Annotated in this window: 20 protein-coding genes; 7 read left to right on the top strand and 13 right to left on the bottom strand. The window is 68.7% G+C overall.

Annotation, left to right across the window (positions count from 1 at the left end; translation table 11 throughout):
• Positions 1-65: 65 nt before the first annotated feature.
• From OG947_RS16550 to OG947_RS16535, 4 genes are all read right to left on the bottom strand, one after another.
• Complete coding sequence (locus tag OG947_RS16550) at positions 66-1,067, bottom strand: phosphotransferase family protein (RefSeq protein WP_328814047.1); 1,002 nt, start codon at positions 1,065-1,067, stop codon at positions 66-68.
• Between the two features lie 47 nt (positions 1,068-1,114).
• The gene (locus OG947_RS16545; protein ID WP_027507258.1) at positions 1,115-2,332 is read right to left on the bottom strand and encodes an acyl-CoA dehydrogenase family protein; all 1,218 of its coding nucleotides are present in this window, start codon (positions 2,330-2,332) and stop codon (positions 1,115-1,117) included.
• A gap of 1 nt (position 2,333) precedes the next feature.
• Positions 2,334-3,161 (bottom strand): SDR family oxidoreductase, encoded by an 828-nt coding sequence (locus OG947_RS16540; RefSeq protein WP_027507259.1) that lies wholly within the window; start codon positions 3,159-3,161, stop codon positions 2,334-2,336.
• A 71-nt stretch (positions 3,162-3,232) separates the two neighbouring features.
• Entirely contained in the window at positions 3,233-4,717 is a 1,485-nt protein-coding gene (locus OG947_RS16535) for a cryptochrome/photolyase family protein (protein ID WP_328812388.1), read from the bottom strand.
• Between the two features lie 260 nt (positions 4,718-4,977).
• Between OG947_RS16535 and pdhA the strand changes: the two genes are divergently transcribed.
• The 3 genes from pdhA (at position 4,978) to OG947_RS16520 (ending at position 7,805) form a co-directional block, all read left to right on the top strand.
• On the top strand, positions 4,978-6,057 hold the full coding sequence (gene pdhA, locus OG947_RS16530) for a pyruvate dehydrogenase (acetyl-transferring) E1 component subunit alpha (protein ID WP_042575535.1): 1,080 nt from the start codon (positions 4,978-4,980) through the stop codon (positions 6,055-6,057).
• Positions 6,054-7,082: an alpha-ketoacid dehydrogenase subunit beta gene (locus OG947_RS16525; RefSeq protein ID WP_328812387.1), complete on the top strand. Its 1,029-nt coding sequence runs from the start codon at positions 6,054-6,056 to the stop codon at positions 7,080-7,082. The genes pdhA and OG947_RS16525 overlap by 4 nt, the downstream gene beginning before the upstream one ends.
• A gap of 69 nt (positions 7,083-7,151) precedes the next feature.
• Complete coding sequence (locus OG947_RS16520; RefSeq protein ID WP_056448448.1) at positions 7,152-7,805, top strand: hypothetical protein; 654 nt, start codon at positions 7,152-7,154, stop codon at positions 7,803-7,805.
• Positions 7,806-7,833: 28 nt separating this feature from the next.
• On the opposite strand, the gene OG947_RS16515 is transcribed toward OG947_RS16520, so the two are convergent.
• The 3 genes from OG947_RS16515 to OG947_RS16505 are packed head-to-tail and all read right to left on the bottom strand — an operon-like array spanning position 7,834 to position 10,741.
• Positions 7,834-9,276: an NAD(P)(+) transhydrogenase (Re/Si-specific) subunit beta gene (locus tag OG947_RS16515; protein WP_222639167.1), complete on the bottom strand. Its 1,443-nt coding sequence runs from the start codon at positions 9,274-9,276 to the stop codon at positions 7,834-7,836.
• Entirely contained in the window at positions 9,276-9,617 is a 342-nt protein-coding gene (locus OG947_RS16510) for an NAD(P) transhydrogenase subunit alpha (protein WP_056448442.1), read from the bottom strand. The genes OG947_RS16515 and OG947_RS16510 overlap by 1 nt, the downstream gene beginning before the upstream one ends.
• A complete protein-coding gene (locus OG947_RS16505; protein WP_261775823.1) occupies positions 9,617-10,741 on the bottom strand; it encodes an NAD(P) transhydrogenase subunit alpha in 1,125 nt (374 codons plus the stop codon). The genes OG947_RS16510 and OG947_RS16505 overlap by 1 nt, the downstream gene beginning before the upstream one ends.
• 246 nt (positions 10,742-10,987) lie before the next feature.
• Between OG947_RS16505 and OG947_RS16500 the strand changes: the two genes are divergently transcribed.
• Positions 10,988-11,782, top strand: coding sequence for an SIR2 family NAD-dependent protein deacylase (locus tag OG947_RS16500; RefSeq protein WP_307091919.1), 795 nt, complete (start codon positions 10,988-10,990; stop codon positions 11,780-11,782).
• A complete protein-coding gene (locus OG947_RS16495) occupies positions 11,779-12,198 on the top strand; it encodes an HIT family protein (protein ID WP_027504969.1) in 420 nt (139 codons plus the stop codon). Before OG947_RS16500 ends, OG947_RS16495 begins: the two co-directional genes overlap by 4 nt.
• 16 nt (positions 12,199-12,214) lie before the next feature.
• On the opposite strand, the gene dhaL is transcribed toward OG947_RS16495, so the two are convergent.
• Positions 12,215-13,870 carry a dihydroxyacetone kinase subunit DhaL gene (gene dhaL / locus OG947_RS16490; RefSeq protein WP_328812386.1) on the bottom strand — a complete coding sequence of 552 codons (1,656 nt, stop codon included), beginning with the start codon at positions 13,868-13,870 and terminating at the stop codon, positions 12,215-12,217.
• A 60-nt stretch (positions 13,871-13,930) separates the two neighbouring features.
• Here dhaL and OG947_RS16485 point away from each other — a divergent pair, with 60 nt between their 5' ends.
• A complete protein-coding gene (locus OG947_RS16485) occupies positions 13,931-14,566 on the top strand; it encodes a Type 1 glutamine amidotransferase-like domain-containing protein (RefSeq protein ID WP_328812385.1) in 636 nt (211 codons plus the stop codon).
• A 3-nt stretch (positions 14,567-14,569) separates the two neighbouring features.
• Here OG947_RS16485 and OG947_RS16480 read toward each other — a convergent pair whose 3' ends face one another.
• Positions 14,570-14,950, bottom strand: a complete 381-nt coding sequence (locus OG947_RS16480) for a hypothetical protein (RefSeq protein ID WP_231476246.1) — start codon at positions 14,948-14,950, stop codon at positions 14,570-14,572.
• A gap of 271 nt (positions 14,951-15,221) precedes the next feature.
• Between OG947_RS16480 and OG947_RS16475 the strand changes: the two genes are divergently transcribed.
• The gene (locus OG947_RS16475; protein WP_204868670.1) at positions 15,222-16,595 is read left to right on the top strand and encodes an FAD-binding oxidoreductase; all 1,374 of its coding nucleotides are present in this window, start codon (positions 15,222-15,224) and stop codon (positions 16,593-16,595) included.
• Here OG947_RS16475 and OG947_RS16470 read toward each other — a convergent pair.
• Genes OG947_RS16470 through OG947_RS16455 form a run of 4 tightly spaced genes read right to left on the bottom strand, consistent with a single transcriptional unit; the run spans position 16,592 to position 21,213 of the window.
• Positions 16,592-17,902 carry an aspartate aminotransferase family protein gene (locus OG947_RS16470; RefSeq protein ID WP_222632749.1) on the bottom strand — a complete coding sequence of 437 codons (1,311 nt, stop codon included), beginning with the start codon at positions 17,900-17,902 and terminating at the stop codon, positions 16,592-16,594. The genes OG947_RS16475 and OG947_RS16470 overlap by 4 nt on opposite strands.
• Before the next feature lie 12 nt (positions 17,903-17,914).
• Positions 17,915-18,958, bottom strand: a complete 1,044-nt coding sequence (locus tag OG947_RS16465; protein WP_328812384.1) for a TIGR03842 family LLM class F420-dependent oxidoreductase — start codon at positions 18,956-18,958, stop codon at positions 17,915-17,917.
• Positions 18,959-18,961: 3 nt separating this feature from the next.
• A complete protein-coding gene (gene hydA / locus OG947_RS16460) occupies positions 18,962-20,380 on the bottom strand; it encodes a dihydropyrimidinase (protein WP_222645905.1) in 1,419 nt (472 codons plus the stop codon).
• Positions 20,377-21,213 (bottom strand): nitrilase-related carbon-nitrogen hydrolase, encoded by an 837-nt coding sequence (locus OG947_RS16455; protein WP_328812383.1) that lies wholly within the window; start codon positions 21,211-21,213, stop codon positions 20,377-20,379. Before OG947_RS16455 ends, hydA begins: the two co-directional genes overlap by 4 nt.
• Between the last annotated feature and the right edge of the window lie 35 nt (positions 21,214-21,248).

Genomic DNA, 21,248 nt, shown 5'->3' with positions numbered 1-21,248 from the left:
GGCGCTCCTCGTGCGCCTTTCGCGTATCCAGGGGTACGCGAAAGGCGCACGGAGGCGGAGCCCACTCAGAGGATCCCGGCCTCCTCCGCCGTGGCGACGGCGCGGCCGATGATGCCGTCCACCAGATCCGTCGTCGGAGAACCGTCGCGTGCCCGGTTGCGCTCGTCGTCGATGGCCCGGCGCATGACGCCCTCGGCGATGACGGACAGCTTCCACAGCGCGAGGGCGTGCCAGTACCCCACCGCGGAGACGTCGCGGCCGGTGGCGGCGGCATAGAGCTCGACCAGCTCGTTCCTCGTCGGGAAGCCCGGCAACGTGGAGGACATGAACATGCCCGCGTTGTCGTCGTCGGCCTCCGACCAGTAGGCCAGCAGCGCACCGACGTCCGCGAGCGGCTCGCCCAGCGTGCACAGCTCCCAGTCGACCACCGCGACGATCGCGTCGTCGACACTTCCCTCACCGGCTCCGCTGGTGATGATGTTGCTCAGATGGAAGTCGCCGTGCACCAACGAGACCTCGGTCTGCTCCGGAGCCGACGCCGCCAGCGCGGTGGCCAGGCGCTCGATGTCCGGAACGTCCCGCGTCTTCGATTGCTCCCACTGAGCCGACCACCGCTTCAGTTGCCGTGCAGCATACGGCTTATGACTCGCCAGGTCGGTGAGTCCGGTGCTGTCGAGATCGACCGCGTGGATCTTGCCGAGCGTGGCGGGCATGGCCTCACCGATCGTCCGACGACGTGCCTGCGACAGTGTCTCCGCGACAGTCGGGCTGTCGACCACCAACCCGTCGACGTGACTCATCAGCACGAGGGGCGCATCGGTGACCGCTGGATCATCGGTCAGCGCGATCGTCGTCGGCACCGGAACGGCGGTCTGCTGCAAGGCCGACAGGATGCGGTACTCGCGAGCGACGTCGTGCGCCGACGCGAGCAGCGTGCCCAGTGGCGGGCGCCGCAGGACCCAGTTGCTGCCCGCGGCGTCGGTCACCGCGAAGGTCAGATTCGACTGCCCGTTACCGATGCGCTCGAAGGTCAGTGGCCCCGAGACCCCGATGTCGAGGCTCTCCATCCACGTCGTGACCGCACCGTCGTCGAGGCCCGGTGTCGTTCCCGTCGTCACTTGTCGATCTTCCGGTAGGGCGCCAGCTCGGTGCGTGCGATGGTCCGCTTGTGCACCTCGTCCGGACCGTCGGCGAGACGCAGGGTCCGCAGGTGGGCGTACATGCTGGCGAGCGGGAAGTCGTCGGAGACACCGCCGCCGCCGTGGACCTGGATGGCGCGGTCGACGATCTTCAGGGCCATCGCGGGCGCGGCGACCTTGATGGCCGCGATCTCCACGCGCGCTTCCTTGTTGCTGAACTCGTCCATCATCCAGGCGGCCTTCAGCGTGAGCAGGCGCGCCATCTCGATGTCGATGCGGGCTTCGGCGATCCAGTCCTGGATGTTGGCCTGCGCCGCGATCGGCTTGCCGAACGCCACCCGCGACGACGCACGGTCACACATGAGTTCCAGTGCGCGCTCGGCCATTCCGATCGCCCGCATGCAGTGGTGGATACGGCCGGGGCCGAGACGTGCCTGGCCGATCATGAAGCCGGCACCCGGTCCGGCGAGCACGTCCTTGCCGGGGACGCGGACGTTCTCGAACAGGACCTCGGCGTGACCCTCGCGGTCCTGGTACCCGAACACGGGCAGTCCGCGCAGGACGGTGACGCCCGGCGCGTCGATCGGCACGACCATCATCGACTGCTGTTCGTACGTCGACGCCTCGGGCGCGGTCTTGCCCATGACGATCAGCACCTTGCAGTTCTGGTGCAGGGCGTTCGAGGTCCACCACTTGCGGCCGTTCAGGATCCAGTCCTCGCCGTCGGCCACCATGGACATCGCGATGTTGGTCGCGTCGGAGCTGGCGACATCGGGCTCCGTCATGGCGAAGGCCGAGCGGATGGTGCCCTCGAGCAACGGGGCGAGCCACTTCTCCTTGTGCTCGTCCGTGCCGAAGCGGGTGAACACCTCCATGTTGCCGGTGTCCGGTGCGGCGCAGTTGCAGGCCTCGGGCGCGATCGCGGGGCTGCGGCCCATGATCTCCGCGAGCGGTGCGTACTCGGCGTTGGTCAGACCGGGGCCGTAGGCGGGATCCGGGTGGAAGAGGTTCCAGAGGCCGCGCGACTTCGCGTCGGCCTTGAGCTCCTCGAGGATCGGCGGCTGGAAGTGCGGATCACCCGATTCCAGGATCTGCTGGGCGTAGACCGCCTCCGCCGGGTAGACCTTCTCGTCCATGAACGCCAGCAGGCGCTGCTGGTAGTCCTTGCACCGATCCGAGTACGCGAAATCCATGTCAGCGATCCTGTCCTGGCCGTGCGGCCGTCTCGAGAGATGTTCGGTACCGACGCATCCCGGCGATCCACCGGTCGTAGTCGGCACTCTTGTGCGAGTAGAACGTGAGCACCTCGGGGTGCGGGAGAACGAGGAACTTCTCGGTCTCCATCGCCTCGAGGACGATGCGAGCGACGTCCTCCGGTTCGAGGACGGTGCCGGCGCCGGTCACGGCGGAGGCCGCCACCGAGGCACCCTCGGCGTCGCTGTCGAAGCCCGAGTTCAGGAGCGCCGTGTTGACGCCCATCGGGCACAGGCAGCTCACCGCGATGCCCTTGTCGCCGTAGGTGACCGACAACCATTCGGCGAAGCCGACGGCGGCGTGCTTGGACACCGAGTAGGTGGCCGATCCGATCTGGGTGAGCAGGCCCGCCGCGGACGCGGTGGACAGGAAGTAGCCGTGCGTTCCGCGCTCGATCCATCGCGGGATCACCACGCGCGCAGCGCGCACATGGGCGAGGACGTTGACCGACAGCGCGGTGTCCCAGGCGGCGTCGGTGCTGTCGAGCCCCATCCCTGCCGTCGTCCCGGCATTGGCGATGTAGATGTCGAGTGGCCCGAACGCCTCCTCGACCCGCTCGATCATCTGGGCGATCACCGCGTCGTCGGCGACGTCGCCGCCGACGGCGATGCACCGCTCCCCCAGTCGCGCGGCGACCGCATCGGCGGCCGCCCCGTCGAGATCGGCGACCAGGACCGAGTTCCCGGCCTCGACCAGTGCAGTGGCGAGGGCGGCGCCGATACCGGCGCCACCTCCCGTGACGATGGCGACCTTGTCTGTGACCCGCATCATTCAGATAGTAGGCATGCGCAGTGGGTGACGGGCTTTCAGGGTCAACGAACTCGAGGTCGACCTCGAGTTCAGAAAGAGGTCCGGTGCCGCTCCTGCTCGACGATCTCGTCGATGTCGCCGAGCCGCTCCATCGAACTGACTGCTCGGCGCGTGCGCATGTTCTTCGCCAGCCGCTCGCGGTGCTTGTGCGTGAACGCCCAGTACCCCGCCGTGAACGGACACGCGTCCTCCCCGACCCGCTTCTTGGGGTCGAACGCGCAGCCCTTGCAGTGGTCGGTCATGCGGTCGATGTACGCGCCGCCGGACGTGTAGGGCTTGGTCGCGATCACTCCCCCGTCGGCGTGCTGACTCATGCCGAAGACGTTGACGGGCATGACCCACTCGTACCCGTCGACGAAGTGCTCGGTGAACCACCGGGTGAGCGCCCGCGGGTCGTACCCCCGTTGCAGCGCATGGTTTCCCAGGATCATCAGGCGCGGGATGTGGTGCACCCACCCGCGATCGTGCACGCCGGCGAGGGCGTCGGACAGGCACGCTGCGGTGACCTCCTCCGCGTCGAGGGTCTGGAACCATCCGGGCAGCGGGGTGTCGGCGTCGAGCGCGTTCGTGCGCATGTAGTCCTCGCCCAGATGCCAGTAGAGGTGCCACACGTACTCGCGCCACCCGAGGATCTGGCGTACGAACCCCTCGACGCTCGCCAGCGGTGCCGTCCCGTCCCGGTAGGCCTGCTCGGCGGCGCGCGCCGCGTCCAACGGGTGCAGCACACCGAGGTTGAACGGCACCGACAGCAGCGAGTGCGACATGGTCCAGTCCGCGGCCATCACGGCGTCCTCGTAGGGACCGAACGTGGCGAGACGGGTGGCCACGAAGGTCTCCAGCGCCGACGCCGCCTCGGCTGCGGTGACGGCGAAGAGACGCGGTCCGTCCTCGCCGGACCAGTCGACGTCCATGGCGTCGAGATCCTTACGCACGCCGGCGTCGATGTCGTCCTCCTCGGGCCACCACGGTTCGGGAACACCGAGTGTCGTCCGCTTCTTGGGCGGCTTCTCCCTGTTCTCAGCATCGAGGTTCCAGGTGCCGCTCACCGGATTCTCGCCGTCCATCAGGATGTCGAACCGGCGACGCTGCTCTCGGTAGAAGTTCTCCATGAGGAACGACTTCTTGCCGCCCGCCCAGTCGGCGAAGTCCGCACGGGACAGGGCGAACGTGGGGGTCGGCACGATCTCCTCGACCAGGCCCTCGTCGGCCAGTCGACGAACGAAGGCCTCCGCTCGCCGCGACGTCGGTTCGTGGACGACGACCGGGCGCCCGACGCGGGCGAGGCCCTCGCGATAGGTGTCGGCACGGATGTACGTGGCACGGTCGCCGAGTTCGTCCGCGAGGTGCCGCATGCCGCTGAGCAACAGATGGGCCTTCTGCCGATGACCCCGTCGACGGCCAAACGCGCGCGCGGACTCGATGATGACGACGTCACGGTCCACCATCTCCTCGGACGAGTGGACGTGGGGGCCGAGCTGATCGGCGAACACCCAGAGCGGAGCCGGAGAGGACATGCTCTGCTGTTCCCCGTCCTCCGCGGGGCCAACCGGCCGGGAACCGCTACGCGTGACCGTCCGACACCGTCACCCGACGCCCATCCTGCTCGTTCTGTGCGTGTCGGTGGGGCAACCACCGAGCGAGTTGCTCACTCTCGTCCGCATCACTTGCGCAATGCGGTCAGGCGAGCATGCTGTGAGGTGAGCCACACACGGTTCGTCCACACTGTGCGCCCTCCTCTCACGACGAGGTCCGCGCACCGGCGGAGAGGAAGCCCATGACCCGATCGGACACATCACCGCGGGGCGATCGCATCGCGCATCCCGTGCAGCTCGTCCAGCCCGACGGCCGGCGAGTGCACGACCCCGAGCACTGGCGACTCGTCGCCGACGTCGACGCCGCCCACATGCTCGACATGTACCGCGACATGGTGGTCGCTCGCCGCATCGACACCGAGGCGACCGCGCTGCAGCGCCAGGGTGAGCTGGGACTGTGGGCACCGCTGCTGGGTCAGGAAGCAGCCCAGGTGGGCTCGGCCCACGCCGTCACCGCGGACGACTACATCTTCACGAGCTACCGCGAGCACGCGGTGGCGTACTGCCGAGGCGTGCCGGTGGAGAAGCTCACCGCACTGTGGCGCGGCACCGCGCACTCCGGCTGGGATCCGGACGAGTACAACATCACCAACCCGGCGATCATCGTCGGAGCGCAGGGTCTGCATGCCACCGGCTACGCCATGGCGGCGCGACTCGACGGTGCCGAGATCGCCACGGTCGCCTACTTCGGTGACGGCGCCACGAGCGAGGGCGACATCTCGGAGGCGTTGTCGTTCTCGGTCTCCTTCGGGGCCGGCGTCGTCTTCTTCTGCCAGAACAACCACTGGGCCATCAGCGAGCCCGTCGCGCTGCAGAGTCCGCTGCCGCTCGCCTCCCGCGCCGCCGGCTTCGGCATGCCCGCCCTGCGGGTCGACGGCAACGATGCCCTCGCCGTCCTCGCCGTCACCCGTGCCGCCGCGCACCGCGCCCGCACCGGCGGAGGCCCCACGTTCATCGAAGCCATGACCTACCGCATGGGCCCGCACACCACGTCCGACGATCCGACGCGGTACCGCGCCGACGCCGAGCGCGACGTGTGGGCGGCGCGCGATCCGTTGGACCGCCTCGACAGACTGCTCACCCGCGAGGGCGCCCTGACACCGTCCGTGCGCGAGGACATCGCCGCGACCGCCGACGACGTCGCCGCCCGGCTCCGCTCCGCCACGATCTCCGCCGTCGATCCGGAGTCGTCCACCCTGCTCGACCACGTCTACGCCGAACCCCACGCTGTGGTGGACCGCCAGAAGGAGACACTGCGATGACCACCGGAACCCTCTCCCGCGCCGGCGCGACCACCGCGTCGTCCGATCTCCACGTCAAGGGCACCCTCGGTGGTGCGATCAACGCAGGTCTCCGCGCCTCCCTCGAGGCCGACGACAAGGTCGTGCTGATGGGCCTCGACATCGGCAAGCTCGGCGGTGTGTTCCGCGTGACCGACAGACTGCAGAAGGACTTCGGCGATCAGCGCGTGCTCGACATGCCCCTCGCCGAGTCCGGCATGGTGGGCACCGCGTTCGGCATGGCGCTGCGCGGCTACCGCCCCGTCGTCGAGATCCAGTTCGACGGGTTCGTCTATCCGGCCTTCGACCAGATCGTGTCCCAGGTGGCCAAGATCCGGTACCGCACCGCCGGTCGCATCGGCGCCCCGATGGTCATCCGCATCCCGTTCGGTGGTGGCATCGGAGCCGTCGAACACCATTCGGAATCTCCCGAGGCGTACTTCGCCCACACGGCGGGCCTGCGCGTGGTCAGCCCGAGCACGCCCCACGACGCGTACTGGATGATCCAGCAGGCCGTGCACTCGGAGGACCCCGTCGTCTTCCTCGAGCCCAAGCGTCGGTACTGGGACAAGGGCGAATGGGCCACCGATGCGCCCGATCTGCCGCTGGACGCCGCTCGCGTGTGCCGCACCGGTACCGACGTGACAGTGGTGGCCTACGGGTCGATGGTGCAGACCGCACTGAAGGCAGCCGAGGTGGCGGAGTCCGAGGGCCACAGCCTCGAGGTCATCGATCTCCGGTCCCTCTCACCGCTGGACACCGACACGGTCTGTCGGTCCGTGCGTCGGACCGGGCGCCTCGTCGTCGTGCACGAGGACACGGGCTACCTCGGCATCGCGGCGGAGGTGGCGGCCCAGGTGTCGCAGGAGTGCTTCTACTCGCTGGAGGCACCCGTCCAGCGGGTCACGGGCTTCCACGTTCCGTACCCGCCGGCACGCCTCGAGCGGCACCACCTCCCGGACGTCGATCGAATTCTCACGGGAGTCGACACGGTTCTCGCAGGCTGACGCGCCGCACGGGAATCACTGCGCCGGGTCACAGGAATCTGCCAGCCTCGTGCGCCATCATGGGGACCCGTGAGTACCACGACGACGCAACAGATCGCGCTTCGCGCCCGACGCACCACCCCTCGGTGGTGGGCACTGACAGGAGTGTCCGCGGCGGCACTGGTCGTGCTCTACGCCGTCCTGCCGCTGCTGGGCGTGCGCTACCCACCGGCGTCGGTCGCGCTCGAGGCCCTGTACGCCCCGGCCGACACGGTGCTCGACGTCATCGACGTGACGACCGTGCTGGTGGTGGTCGCCGCGCTGACGGTGGTCGCGGTGGTGCGCAAGTTGCCGTACGGCATCGGCGCGATCCTCATGCTGTGCCTCGGGTCGACCCTGACCGCGGCAGCCGGGTCGGCATGGCTGTCCGATCACATCGCGACGTCGGCACTTCCCGACGGCCGCGTGGTCGCAGCATCCTCGGTGATCGCGTCGGGTGCGCTGGTCGTGCCCGGTCGGCTGCGTCCCGTCGTCCTGGGGCTGGGCTCGGCCCTGGTTGCCGGCGTGGCCCTCGCCGCCGTGGTCACCGCGGGTGCGACAGGCATCGGCATCGTCGGGGCGCTGCTGGTGACCGGGATGTGGTGGGGCGCCGCCGGTGTCGTCATGGCGCACTCCCCCGTCGCCGCTGCCCGCGAGGCGAAGAACCCTCTCGACACCGCGGCCCTGATGCTCCGCCGCCGGTGAGCGGGCGGGGCATCAGGGCCGGGTACACCTAGAGGGCTTTGAGCTCCTCGATGACGGCGTTGACGGATTTCTTCGCGTCCCCGAAGAGCATCGACGTGCGGTCCGCCGTGAACAGCGGATTGTCGATGCCGGCGTACCCGGAGCTCATCGACCGCTTGAGCACGATCACCGACCGCGACTCGTCCACGTTCAGGATCGGCATCCCGTGGATCGGCGAACTCGGATCGTTGCGCGCCGCCGGGTTGGTGACGTCGTTCGCGCCGATGACGAGGGTGACATCGGTGCGGGAGAACTCCCCGTTGATGTCGTCCATCTCCTTCATCGCCTCGTACTCCACGTCCGCCTCGGCGAGCAGCACGTTCATGTGACCCGGCATGCGCCCGGCAACGGGATGGATCGCGTACTTCACCTCCACGCCCTTGGACTCGAGGATCGACGCCATGTCCTTGACCGCGTGCTGGGCCTGCGCGACCGCGAGACCGTAGCCGGGCACCACGATCACCTGCGAGGCGTACGCCATCTGGATCGCCGCGTCCGCCGCCGAGGTGGACTTCACCGTGCCGCCGGCATCGTCCGGGCCACCGACCGCGGACGCGCCGCCGCCACCGAAGGACCCGAACACGATCGCCGGGATCGACCGGTTCATCGCCGTCGCCATCAGATTCGTGAGGATGGTGCCGGACGCGCCGACGATCATGCCCGCCACGATCATCGCGGTGTTGTTCAGCGCCAACCCCGCCGCCGCAGCCGACAGACCCGTCAACGCGTTCAGCAGCGAGATCACCACCGGCATGTCCGCGCCGCCGATCGGGAACACCACGAACAGGCCCATCAGCGCCGCCGCGACGAGCACCAGCACGATCCACCACTGCGAGGTGCCCTCACCCGGGGTGGCGCGCAGACCGATGTAGACCGACACCGCCACCGCGATGAGCAGCAACACGATGTTGGTGAGCTGGAAGATGCGGGCGTTCTTCACGAACGCCTTCTCGACCTTCTTGTTCAGCAGCTCCTGCAGCTTCAGGAACGCCACCAGCGAACCCCAGAACGACACCGACCCGATGACTGCCGCGAACAGTGACCCGATGACGATGTGCACCGTCGGCTCTTCACCGTGCTGGAACGCGGAGAAACCGTCGGTCTCGATGAACTCCGACCAGGCGATCAATGCGACCGTGCCGCCGCCCACGCCGTTGAACAGCGCCACCAGCTGCGGCATCGCCGTCATCTTCGTGCGCTTGGCCGGCGGGACACCCAGCAGGACACCGATGGCCAGACCGGCGGCGATGAGGATCCAGTTGATCGCCGCGGTGTCGCGGACCTCGATCAGAGTCGCCACCACGGCGATACCCATACCGACAGCGGCGATCCAGTTGCCGCGCACCGCCGTCTTCGGGCCGGTCAGACCCATCAGGCCGTAGATGAACATCGCGAACGCGACGATGTAGAGGATGTTGACGAGATTGTTCATCAGGAATCAGCACCCTTCTCGCCGGTTGCCGTCGACACAGCAGCGGGCGCCTTCTTGCCCTTGAACATGCCGAGCATGCGGTCGGTGACCAGGAACCCACCGACGACGTTGAGCGTGCCGAAGATCAACGCGACGAACGCGATGATCCGCACACCCCACGGCGCGTCCTCCGGCAACCTGCCCAACACGATGAGGGCGCCGAGCACGACGATGCCGTGGATGGCGTTGGTACCCGACATCAGCGGCGTGTGCAGCGTGTTCGGGACCTTGGAGATGACAGCGAAACCGACGAAGCCGGCCAGGACCAGGATCGCGATGTTCGCGAGCAACGGTGTGTACATCAGGCATCCGCCTTCACGGTCGTATCGGCCGTGCGCGTCACGCACGACTTCGCGAGGACCTCGTCGGTGAAATCGGGGGCGAGGGCACCGGCATCGTCGAGCATCAGCTCGATCAAGGCAGAGATGTTCTTGGAATAGAGCTCACTCGCATGCTCGGGCATCGTCGCCGGCAGATTCAGCGGCGACGCGATGATCACGTCGTTCTTCACCACCGTGCGACCCGGCTCGGTCAGCTCACAGTTGCCGCCGGTCTCCCCGGCGAGATCCACCACGACACTGCCCGGTCGCATCCCCGCGGCAGCCGCCGCGGTGACCAGCTTCGGTGCCGGACGCCCCGGCACCAGGGCGGTGGTGATGACGACGTCGAACGTCGAGATCGCCTTCTCCAGCGCCGCCTGCTGCTGCGCACGCTCGTCCTCGGTGAGCTCACGGGCATACCCGCCCTCACCGGCGGCGTCGATCCCCAGATCCAGCCACTGCGCACCCACCGAGCGCACCTGATCGGCCACCTCGGGACGCACGTCGTACCCGGTGGCGCGGCCACCGAGACGCTTCGCCGTCGCCAACGCCTGCAGCCCCGCCACACCCACACCGAGCACCAGCACCGTCGCCGGCTTCACCGTGCCCGCCGCAGTGGTGAGCATCGGGAAGAACCGCGTCGACTCCGACGCCGCGAGCAGCACCGCCTTGTAGCCGGCGACGTTGGCCTGCGAGGACAACGCATCCATGACCTGCGCGCGGGAGATACGCGGGATCGCCTCGACCGCGAAGGCCTGCACGCCCGCAGCGGTCAACTCCGGAATGATCGTGTCCGCGTTGCGCGGCGCGAGGAAGCCGATGAGCGTCGATCCGCGGCGCAGCTTGCGCACCTCGGCCGACGACGGCGGCGCCACCTTGACCACCACGTCGGCGCTGTACGGATCGCCGATGCTCGCACCGGCGTCGACGTACAACTGATCGGGGATCAGAGCGCCCAGACCGGCACCCGCCTCCACCACCACGCGCACACCCTTGCCCGTCAGCGCGGCGACCACCTTGGGGACCAGCGCCACCCGGCGCTCCCCCTCGTTCGTCTCACGCACGACGCCGACCAGCGTCCCTGCTTCTCGAGAATCTTCCACCAGCTGTACTTCCTGTGAATGGCGGCACGTCCGCGTCCCGCGGAGCTGCACTGCCGCCGACTGTCGTCGGTTCCGAGAACGACCTCGTCGACGGTGGCTCATGTTCGCCCGCGTGAGAGGTCCTGGAGTCGGCCGGGTGGGCCCACCGCAAGGTAACGCACGACACAGACATACCGAGCGTCGAGGTCGAATGTGAGGCGGAGGTCATAACGGACCGAGTGTGTCGGTGCGACTTGGCACACTCGCTTCATGATCACCGACAGTGCCGACCCCGCATCCGACGTTCCGCAGCCCGTGCTGGAGGCCGTCCGGTCCGCGTCCCGCGTCGCCGTGCTCACCGGGGCCGGGATGTCCGCGCAGTCGGGCGTGCCGACGTTCCGCGACGCGCAGACCGGGCTGTGGGAGCGGTACTCCCCGGAGGAGCTGGCCAGCCCCGACGCGTTCGTCCGCGATCCGGATCTGGTGTGGGCCTGGTACCGCCGACGAGCGCAGCTCGTGGCCGCCTCGAGCCCGAACGCCGGTCATGTGGCCCTCGCGCAGTGGCAGAGGTCCGCACCGCAGCGGACCGTCGAGATCGCCACGCAGAACGTCGACGACCTGCACGAGCGCGCCGGGTCCACCGTGCTGGCCCACGTCCACGGCACACTGACCGCGGTGCGGTGCTCGATCTGCGAGGAGCCTTTCGAGGGACCGGTCGACGACGTCGAGGACGGCGCGGAACGCATCGCGCCGCCTGCGTGCGGTCTCTGCGGGAGTCCGGTCCGCCCCGGTGTCGTGTGGTTCGGCGAGCCGCTCCCGGAAGCGGAGTGGGCAGCGGTCGCGGCGTCCGTCGAGGCCGCCGACGCCGTCCTGGTCGTGGGAACGTCCGGCGTGGTCTACCCCTTCGCGGGGCTTCCCGCTCAGGCTCGCAGCGCGGGCGCCGTCGTCATCGAGATCAACCCGGACGAGACCGCGGTCTCCGACATGGCCCACCACGTCTGGCGGGCGACCGCGGCCGACTCCCTGCCTGCACTCGTCGCCGCCGTCACGGAGCAGCAGCGATGACCGAGTGCGTGTTCTGCGACATCGTCGCCCGCCGCGCCCCCGCGACGATCGTCCACGAGACCGACTCGGTGCTCGCGTTCCTCGACATCCGGCCCGTCACCCGCGGGCACACCCTGGTGGTTCCCAAGGTGCACTCCTCGGGGCTCGAGACACTCGACCCGGTCGTGGGTGGGCAGGTCTTCGCCGCCGGCCAGGCCCTGGCCGGCGCGATGCGCCGCAGCACCCTGGCGGCGGACGGGGTCAACCTCGCCATGAACGACGGACGCGCCGCCTTCCAGACCGTGTTCCACTCGCACCTGCATGTCGTACCTCGCCACCACGGCGATCGCATCCGCTTCGTCGCCGGCATGATCACGCGGCGTCAGAGCGAGCCCGAGGCGACCGCCCGGGCAATTCGGGCCGCACTCGCCTCCTGAGGTCCGATGCAGCCGCTCAGGCGGCGGCGAAGAACCAGGAGACCACGAGAGCACCGGGGTCGATGACGCCGCGCGCCGCGTCGCCGATGTAGCTGGCGCGGCCACGCTGGGCGACGGTGTCCGTCGTGGACTCGGCACCGCGCGTCGCAGCCTCGGCAGCCGCGGCGAGGGCCGCCGAGAGCTCGACCGATCCGGCGTCCCCCAGAGCTCGTGACGCCGGGTCCAGCGCGTCCACCATGGTCTTGTCCCCCGGCTGCGCACCGCCGAGATCGGTGATGGCGGCCAGTCCGTCGGCCACTCCCGCGGCGATGCTCGCGGTGCTCGCCCCGGGACCGTCGAGGGCGACCGAGACCCGGTGGAAGAACGCACCGAAGAGAGCGCCGGACGTTCCGCCCGCATTGCCGAGGAATCCACGAGCCAGGATCTCGAACACCGCTGCGGGCGAGGCACTCTCGTCCACCGCGAAGTCGGCCAGACCGATCTGCATGTTGACGCCGAAGTCGCCGTCACCGGCTCGGCGATCGAGGTCGGTGAGCTCGTCGATCGACGACCGGACACGCTCGACGAACGACGAGACCCAGGTGGTGACGAACGGGTCGGCCGCGCCGCCCGGAAGCTCCGACGCCGCTGCCGCGTCCGTGTCGTCCACGGCGTCGTCGTGCAGGTCCTGCGCCGGCGAGCGGGGCCACGCGGGGGCCTCGGTCGGGGCGTCCCACAAGCCGAGGATCTCGTCGTCGCAGCGGACGGCGGTCAACGACACCCCCGCCATGTCGAACGCCGTCACGAGGCTCCCGACGAGCGTGCGTCGGACGGTGATGCCGCGCCCCTCGAGATACCGCAGCGCGGCACCGAAGACGATGTCGAGTTCGAGCGGATGGGTCGCGCCGAGTCCGTTGACGACGAGCACGACGTCCTCGCCGCCGGACAGTCCCAGCGAATCGGCCACGGGTCCGAGCAGCGCCTCGGCGATCTCGGTGGCGGTGAGCGTCGCGACGCGCGCGGTGCCGCGCTCGCCGTGGATACCGACACCGAGTTCGACCTCGTCGTCGCCGAGCTCGAAGGACGGGGACGACGCGCCCGGAACCGTGCACGGACGGAAGGCCACCGCCATGCTGCGAGCGCCCTCGGCGACCCGCCGCCCCAGCGCGGCGACGGAGGCGAGGTCGTCGCCGCGAGCAGCGGCGGCGCCGCAGATCTTCTCGACGGCCACCGTCGCGGCGGTTCCGCGTCGGCCGGGCCCGTCCTCGCTCTCGGACGCGACGTCGTCGGCCACGAGCACCGTCTCGACCGTGATGCCGTCGGCAGCACACAGATCGGCCGCGATGCGGAAGTTGATGACGTCGCCGGTGTAGTTCTTGACCACGTGGATCACGCCGGCGCCGGCCTCGACGGCCCGCGTCGCCGCCTCGATCTGCAGCGCGTTCGGGCTCGTGAACACAGACCCCGGCACCGCCGCGTCCAACATCCCGGCGCCGACGAAGCCGGAGTGGAGCGGTTCGTGGCCGGAACCACCGCCCGACATCACGGCCACGCGCCCGTCCGTCGTGCGGCCGCGGCGCGTGAAGTATCCGGGCCGTTCGACGAAGCGGAGGTCGGCGCTGCGCCGGGCGGCGGCGCGGCAGGCGTCGACGATGACGCGGGACGGATCATCGATCATCTTGTGCAGCGACATGCACCCGACACTAACCACGTCTGCACACCCGACGCGTGCGTACTGACCTACGCTCCCGCCATGCGCCTGTTCCTCGCGTCCTACCGATTCGGGCTCGCCCGTGACCGGTTCCTCGAACTGACCGGACCACCCGGCCGCATCGCCGTCATCGCCAACGCGGCGGACTCCTGGCCCGACGCCGCGCGCGCGTCCGCGGTCACCAGTGAGTTCACACTCCTGCGCTCGGCGGGTTTCCTCCCTGTCGAGGTCGACCTGCGCGAGTTGATGCCGAGCACGGCGCACGACGTCCTGGCTGCCTTCCCCGCCGTGTGGGTCCGCGGTGGTAACACCTTCGTGCTCCGGCGCAGGATGGCCTCGTCCGGTGCAGACGACGCGATCGCTCGACTACTTGCGGAGGATTCCCTCGTGTACGGCGGGTACAGCGCGGGAGCCTGCGTCCTGGGTCCGACGCTGCGGGGCGTGGAGTACGCCGACCCGCCTGGCGAGGTGGAGCCGACCACGGGCGAGGACGTGCTGTGGACCGGCCTGGGGATCATCGACGACGTGCTCGTGCCGCACTGGGCGTCGGACACTCTGGATCCCGACGGCGCGTCGGCCGCGATGGCCGCGGCGTGCGACGCGGCGGGAACGCCGTACCGCACGCTCACCGACGACCAGGTCTACGTGGTCGACGGCGGCGATGCCGCGGTGATCTGACTGTCAGCCGCTGTGCGCGATGGGCATCTGGAACGGCGCGAGCCGGTCCATCGCCGACCACGCGAGCCGGCAACGCCGCACGGTCATCTCGTCGGCGTCACGGAGCAACGCATCGAGCAGCAGGCCCGGACGTTCGGACCACTGGGCGGCGAGGGCGTCCATCTCGGCATCGGTGAACAGTCCCGAGCGTCGTAGCGCCGACGTCCATTCGGTCACCTCGCCACGATGGAGCGACTCGAGGGTGTCGTAGTCGACGCCGCCGGAGACGAAGTCGTAGGAGAACAGCGCCGCCGCGCACTCGAACGGGGTGTTCTTCGTCGGTCTGCGCGACGCTGTCGTCGATGGTGCAGATGCCGACCGTGTGATGTCGTGTGACGGTGCCATGAGTGCCTCCTTCTCGCCCCCTCGGTCTCGGCCCACGTGCCGATCTCCGTCATCCGGACGCTAATCCTCCGACGTGCTGTTGTCGGCACCCATCGGGGCACGATCTGGTAACAGAGTTGCTCATGTGACTGATGTGAACATTGGCCTGACGTCGACCCGGCCACCGTTCGACGCGGTCTCCCACTGTCCCGCACCGTGTCTCGTCATTCCGGCGGGGTCACGGGCGGGGCTGGGGGTAGCGTCGAGACGTAGGACCCGCCGGTCGAGGAAGGTGAGCATCATCGACGATCTCGTGACGTCCCTGACAGACGCGGTCGGAGCCGCCATCGTGGTGACCGATCCGGACATCACCGCCGGCTATCGCCAGGACTGGGCCCGTGATCCGAACGCCGGCACTCCCCTCGCCGTCGTGCGCGCCACCAGCACGGCCGACGTCCGCGCCGTCATGCTCTGGGCCACCGAGCATTCGGTCCCGGTGGTACCGCGCGGCGCGGGATCCGGTCTGTCCGGTGGTGCGACCGCCGTCGACGGCGGCATCGTGCTGACGACCGAGGCGATGCGCGCCGTCACCGTCGACCCGGTGACGCGGACGGCCGTGGTCCAACCCGGTCTGCTCAACGTCGAGGTCAAGGCCGCTGCGGCCGAACACGGCCTGTGGTACCCACCGGATCCGTCGTCGTTCGAGATGTGTTCGATCGGCGGCAACGCCGCCACCAACGCCGGCGGCCTGTGCTGCGTCAAGTACGGGGTGACCACCGACTACATCCTCGGTCTCGAGGTGGTCCTCGCCGACGGCACCGTCGTGAACCTGGGCGGCCCGCGTCTGAAGGACTCGGCCGGCCTGTCGCTGACCAAACTCTTCGTCGGCAGCGAGGGCGTCCTCGGCATCATCACCGAGGTGACGCTGCGTTTGATCCCGGCTCAGCCACCCGCGAGCACGGTCGTGGCCACCTTCACCCGCCTGTCCGACGCGACCGACGCCATTCTGGCGATCACCCGCTCGCTGCGGCCCGCCATGCTCGAGTTCATGGACTCCACGTCGATCAACGCCGTGGAGGACGCCATGAAGATGGGCCTCGACCGCACGGCGGCAGCGATGCTCATCGCCCGCTCCGACTCACCCGGCGCGCACCGCACCGAGGAGACCGAGACCATGGCCGCGGCGTGCACGGCCGCCGGCGCCGACGAGGTGTTCGTGACCGACGATCCCGACGAGGGCGAAGCGTTCGCCGCAGCCCGGCGCTTCGCCATCCCCGCCGTCGAACGCACCGGATCCCTCCTGCTCGAGGACGTCGGAGTTCCGCTGCCCGCACTCGCGGACCTGGTGCAGGGAATCGCGAAGATCGCCGATGCCCGCGGCGTCGTCGTCGCCGTCATCGCCCATGCGGGCGACGGGAACACGCACCCGCTGATCGTGTTCGACCCCGAGGACGCGGACATGGAGGAGCGTGCGCACCAGGCATTCGGCGAGATCATGACGCTCGCGATCTCGTTGGGCGGCACCATCACCGGGGAACACGGTGTCGGCCGGCTCAAGAAGGCGTGGTTGCCGGATCAGGTGGGCGAGGACGTCATGGAGCTGACCCGGCGCATCAAGCACGCCCTCGATCCCGCGGGCATCCTGAATCCCGGTGCCGTGCTCTAGTTCCGGGTGTACCCGTCGGCGACCTCGAGCACCTCGTCGAGGATTTCGAGTCCCCGACGGATGTCCTCCTCCGTCGTGACGAGCGGCGGCGCGATCTGCAGCCGATTGCCCGCCACGAACGGCCACAGCCCGCGCTCCTTGGCCGCCTTCGTGACGGCCGCCATGGGAGCTGCGGCGGCGCCGGTGGCGTTGAACGGTGTCAGCGGCTCGCGGGTGCCCTTGTCCGTCACCAGTTCGACGGCCCAGAAGAACCCCATGCCCCGCACGTCACCCACGCTCGGATGCGCCTCACCCAGCTTGGTGAGCCCCGGCCCGAGGACGTCCTCCCCCACGGCGCGGACGTGGCCCAGGATGTCGTCGCGCTCGAACACCCGGATCGACGCGATACCGGCGGCGCAGCCGAGCACGTGGCCCGAGTAGGTCAGTCCTCCCGGATACGGCGTGTGGTCGTACCGCTGCGCGATCTCCTCGGAGATCACCACTCCGCCGAGCGGGACGTAGCCGGAGTTCACACCCTTCGCGAACGTGATCAGATCGGGCTCGACGCCCCACGCCTGGCACGCGAACCAGTGCCCGGTCCGGCCGAAACCCACCATCACCTCGTCGGCGATGTACACGATGCCGTAGCGAGTGCAGAGTTCGCGGACACCGGCCAGATATCCCGGCGGCGGGACCAGTACGCCGTTGGTGCCGACCACCGACTCGAGAATGAGCCCCGCGATGTTCTGCGGTCCCTCCAGCGTGATGACCATCTCGAGGTGGGCCAGCGCCGCGGCCGTCTCCTCCTCGGGGCCGGTCGAATTCCACGGTGACCGATAGGGATACGGCCCGAAGAACCGGACGACGTCGACGTTGGTCGGCTCGGTTCCCCACCGGCGCGGCTCTCCCGTCAGACCGATGGCCACACCGGTGCCGCCGTGGTACGACCGGTACGCGGCCAGCATCTTGGTCCGCCCGGTGTGCTGGCGAGCGAACCGCACGGCGTGCTCGACGGCCTCGGCCCCGCCCGTGGTGAAGAAGACCCGGTTCAGGTCACCGGGAGCGCGCTCGGCGATCAGTCGAGCGAGTTCGCTGCGCTTGTCGTTCGCGACCGTCGGGGAGATGGTGGTGAGCACACCGGCCTGCTCGACGATCGCCGCCACGATGTCGGGGTGCTGGTGCCCGATGTTGACGTTGACCAGTTGCGAGGAGAAGTCGAGGTACTTCCTGCCCTGGTCGTCCCAGAAGTAGGACCCGGACGCCCCGGTGATGGTGACCGGGTTCAGCTCCGCCTGGGCGGACCAGGAATAGAAGACATGGTCGGTCATGTACCACCTCCGTTATCGGGCGATTCCGGATTCCGTCGCCACCTCTGACGTCATCATGGCAGGAAGAACCGACTCGCCGTAGGCATCCAGCGTCGCGGTCTTCGCATCGTGTTGGAGGTAGACCGCGAACTGGTCCACACCGAGCGACTCGAGCTGCCGGAGTCGCTCCACGTGCTGCTCGGGCGAGCCCAGGATGCAGAACCGGTCGACGATCTCGTCGGGCACGAAGTCGGCGTGCGTGTTGCCGGCTCTGCCGTGTTGGTTGTAGTCGTACCCCTGGCGGCCGGCGATGTAGTCCGTGAGAGCGGCCGGGACACCGGAGGTCGCTCCGTAGCGGGACACGATGTCCGCCACGTGGTTTCCCACCATGCCGCCGAACCACCGGCACTGATCACGGGCATGCGCGGCGGCGGCCGCGGAACCGTCGGTGACATAGGCGGGGGCGGCGACGCAGATGGTCACGGCATCGGGGTCGCGCCCCGCCTTCTCGGCGGCGTCGCGGACGGTGGCCACGGTCCACTCGACGATGTCGGGATCAGCGAGTTGCAGGATGAACCCGTCGGCGACCTGCCCGGTGAGTTCCAGTGCCCGCGGGCCGTATCCGGCGATCCACACCTCGAGCTCGGACCGCGACGCCCACGGCAGCCGCACGGTGGTCTCGCCGATGCGGGCGGACCGCCCGTTGCCGAGTTCGCGGATGATCTCCACCGAGTCGGCGAGCCGCGCGATCGTGGTGGGCTTCCCACCCAGAGTGCGCACCGCGGAGTCGCCGCGGCCGATCCCGCACACGGTGCGGTTGCCGTACATCTCGTTGAGTGTGGCGAACGTCGATGCCGTCACCGTGACGTCCCGCGTCGACGGGTTGGTCACCATCGGTCCGACGACCACCGTGCGGGTGCTCGCGAGGATCTGACTGTGGATGACGTAGGGCTCCTGCCACAGCAGGTGTGAATCGAAGGTCCACACATGGGAGAAGCCGTGCGTCTCGGCGATGCGAGCGAGTTCGACCACCCGCGAACTGGGTGGGGTGCACTGCAGCACCACTCCGAAGTCCATCCCTCACACCAGATTCTGGGACAGGTCGCGGCGCACGAAACGGCCGTGCCCGGCGCGGCCCAGGTACTCGCCGCGGTCGACGACGACGGCCCCGCGGGAGATCACCGTGTCGACATGGCCGTCCACGGTCATGCCCTCGTAGGCGGAATAGTCCATTCTCATGTGGTGTGTCTCGACTCCGATGGTGGTGCGGCCGTTCGGGTCGTAGACCACCAGGTCCGCGTCGGCACCGGGCGACACGATGCCCTTGCGCGGGTACATCCCGAACATGCGTGCCGGCGTCGTGCAGCACACCTCGACCCACTTCTCGAGCGTGATCTTCCCCGACACCACACCCTGGTACATCAGGTCCATCCGATGTTCGACCGACCCGATTCCGTTGGGGATCTTGGAGAAGTCGCCGATACCCATCTCCTTCTGATCCTTCATGCAGAAGGGACAGTGATCGGTGCCGACCGTCGAGACGTCGCCCGTGCGGAGGTACCGCCACAGCTCGTCCTGGTGCCCCTCGGCACGGGACCGGAGCGGGGTCGAGCACACCCACTTCGCACCCTCGAAGCCCGGCGCACCGAGTTGCTCCTCGAGCGAGAGGTACAGATACTGCGGACACGTCTCGGCGAAGACGTTCTGCCCCTTGCCTCGTGCCGTCGCGATCTGCTCGAGCGCCTGTTTCGCCGACACGTGGACCACGTACAGCGGCGCTCCCGTCACGTCGGCCAGCATGATCGCGCGATGCGTTGCTTCTTCCTCGAGCTGCCACGGCCGGGACGTGCCGTGGAAGTACGGCGCCGTGTCACCGCGTGCGATCGACTGCTCGACCAGGACGTCGATGGCGATGCCGTTCTCCGCGTGCATCATCAGCAGCGCGCCGGTCTCGGCGGCAGTCTGCATCGCCCGCAGGATCTTCCCGTCGTCCGAGTAGAAGACGCCGGGATAGGCCATGAACAACTTGAAGCTGGTGACACCTTCGGAGACCAACTCGCTCATGGCCTTCAACGAGTCGCTGTCGACGTCTCCGATGATCTGATGGAAGCCGTAGTCGACGGCGCACGAACCGGCGGCCTTGTCGTGCCACGTGGCGAGGGTGTCCTGCACACGCATCCCGGGGTTCTGGATGGCGAAGTCGACGATGGTGGTGGTTCCGCCCCACGCGGCAGCGCGCGTCCCCGTCTCGAACGAGTCGGAGGCGAAGGTGCCGCCGAACGGCATCTCCATGTGGGTGTGGCCGTCGACCCCTCCGGGGATCACGTACTTCCCGGTCGCGTCGACGACGACGTCGCTCGACGACGCGAGGTCGGCGCCCAGCAGCGTCGAACCCGGTTGCAGCACTGCGACGATCGTCTCACCGTCGATCAGGACGTCCAGGGGCTGCGACCCCGTCGGCGAGACGACGATGCCCCCGTGGACGAACGTGGTCGTCACGGTGTCACCAGGGGACCGTAGGCGTCGGGTCTGCGATCGCGGTAGAAAGCCCACCGATCGCGGACGGTCGCGATGAGCGACAGGTCCAGATCGCGGACGATCACTTCGGCCGCGCTGTCCGAGGCGACGTCGCCGACGAACTTCCCCTCGGGATCGACGAAGTAGCTCGTACCGTAGAAGTCGTTGTCGCCCAACTCCTCGACTCCCACTCGGTTGATCGCGACGATGTAGTACTCGTTGGCCACGGCCGACGCCGGTTGCTCGAGCTTCCACAGGTAGTTCGACAGGCCTCGCGAGGTGGCGGACGGATTGAACACGATCTCCGCACCGGCCAGTCCGAGTGCGCGCCAGCCCTCCGGGAAATGGCGGTCGTAACAGATGTAGACCCCCACCTTGCCGACGGCGGTGTCGAACACGGGCCAGCCCAGGTTGCCGGGGCGGAAGTAGAACTTCTCCCAGAAGCCGTTCAGGTGCGGAATGTGGTGCTTGCGGTACTTGCCCAAGTACGTGCCGTCCGCGTCCACCACGGCGGCGGTGTTGTACAGAATGCCTGGCTGTTCCTTCTCGTAGACCGGCAGCACCATCACCATGCCGAGTTCCTTCGCGAGAGACTGGAAACGCTCGACGGTGGGTCCGGGAACCGATTCGGCGTAGTCGTAGAAGGACGCGTCCTGCACCTGGCAGAAATAGGGGCCGTAGAACAGTTCCTGAAAACAGATCACCTGCGCGCCCTGCTCGGCTGCCTGGCGGGCGTACTCCTCGTGGGCCTGGATCATCGATTCCTTGTCGCCGGTCCAGGTGGTCTGAACCAGTGCTGCTCGAACGACAGTCATGACATGACACCTCCGCGTCGGCCCCGTACCGGTGA

The sequence above is a fragment of the Rhodococcus sp. NBC_00297 genome (genome assembly GCF_036173065.1).
GTDB lineage: Bacteria > Actinomycetota > Actinomycetes > Mycobacteriales > Mycobacteriaceae > Rhodococcoides.
The sequence above is the reverse complement of the archived record's forward strand: the minus strand, read 5'-3'. Positions and strand labels throughout refer to the sequence as shown.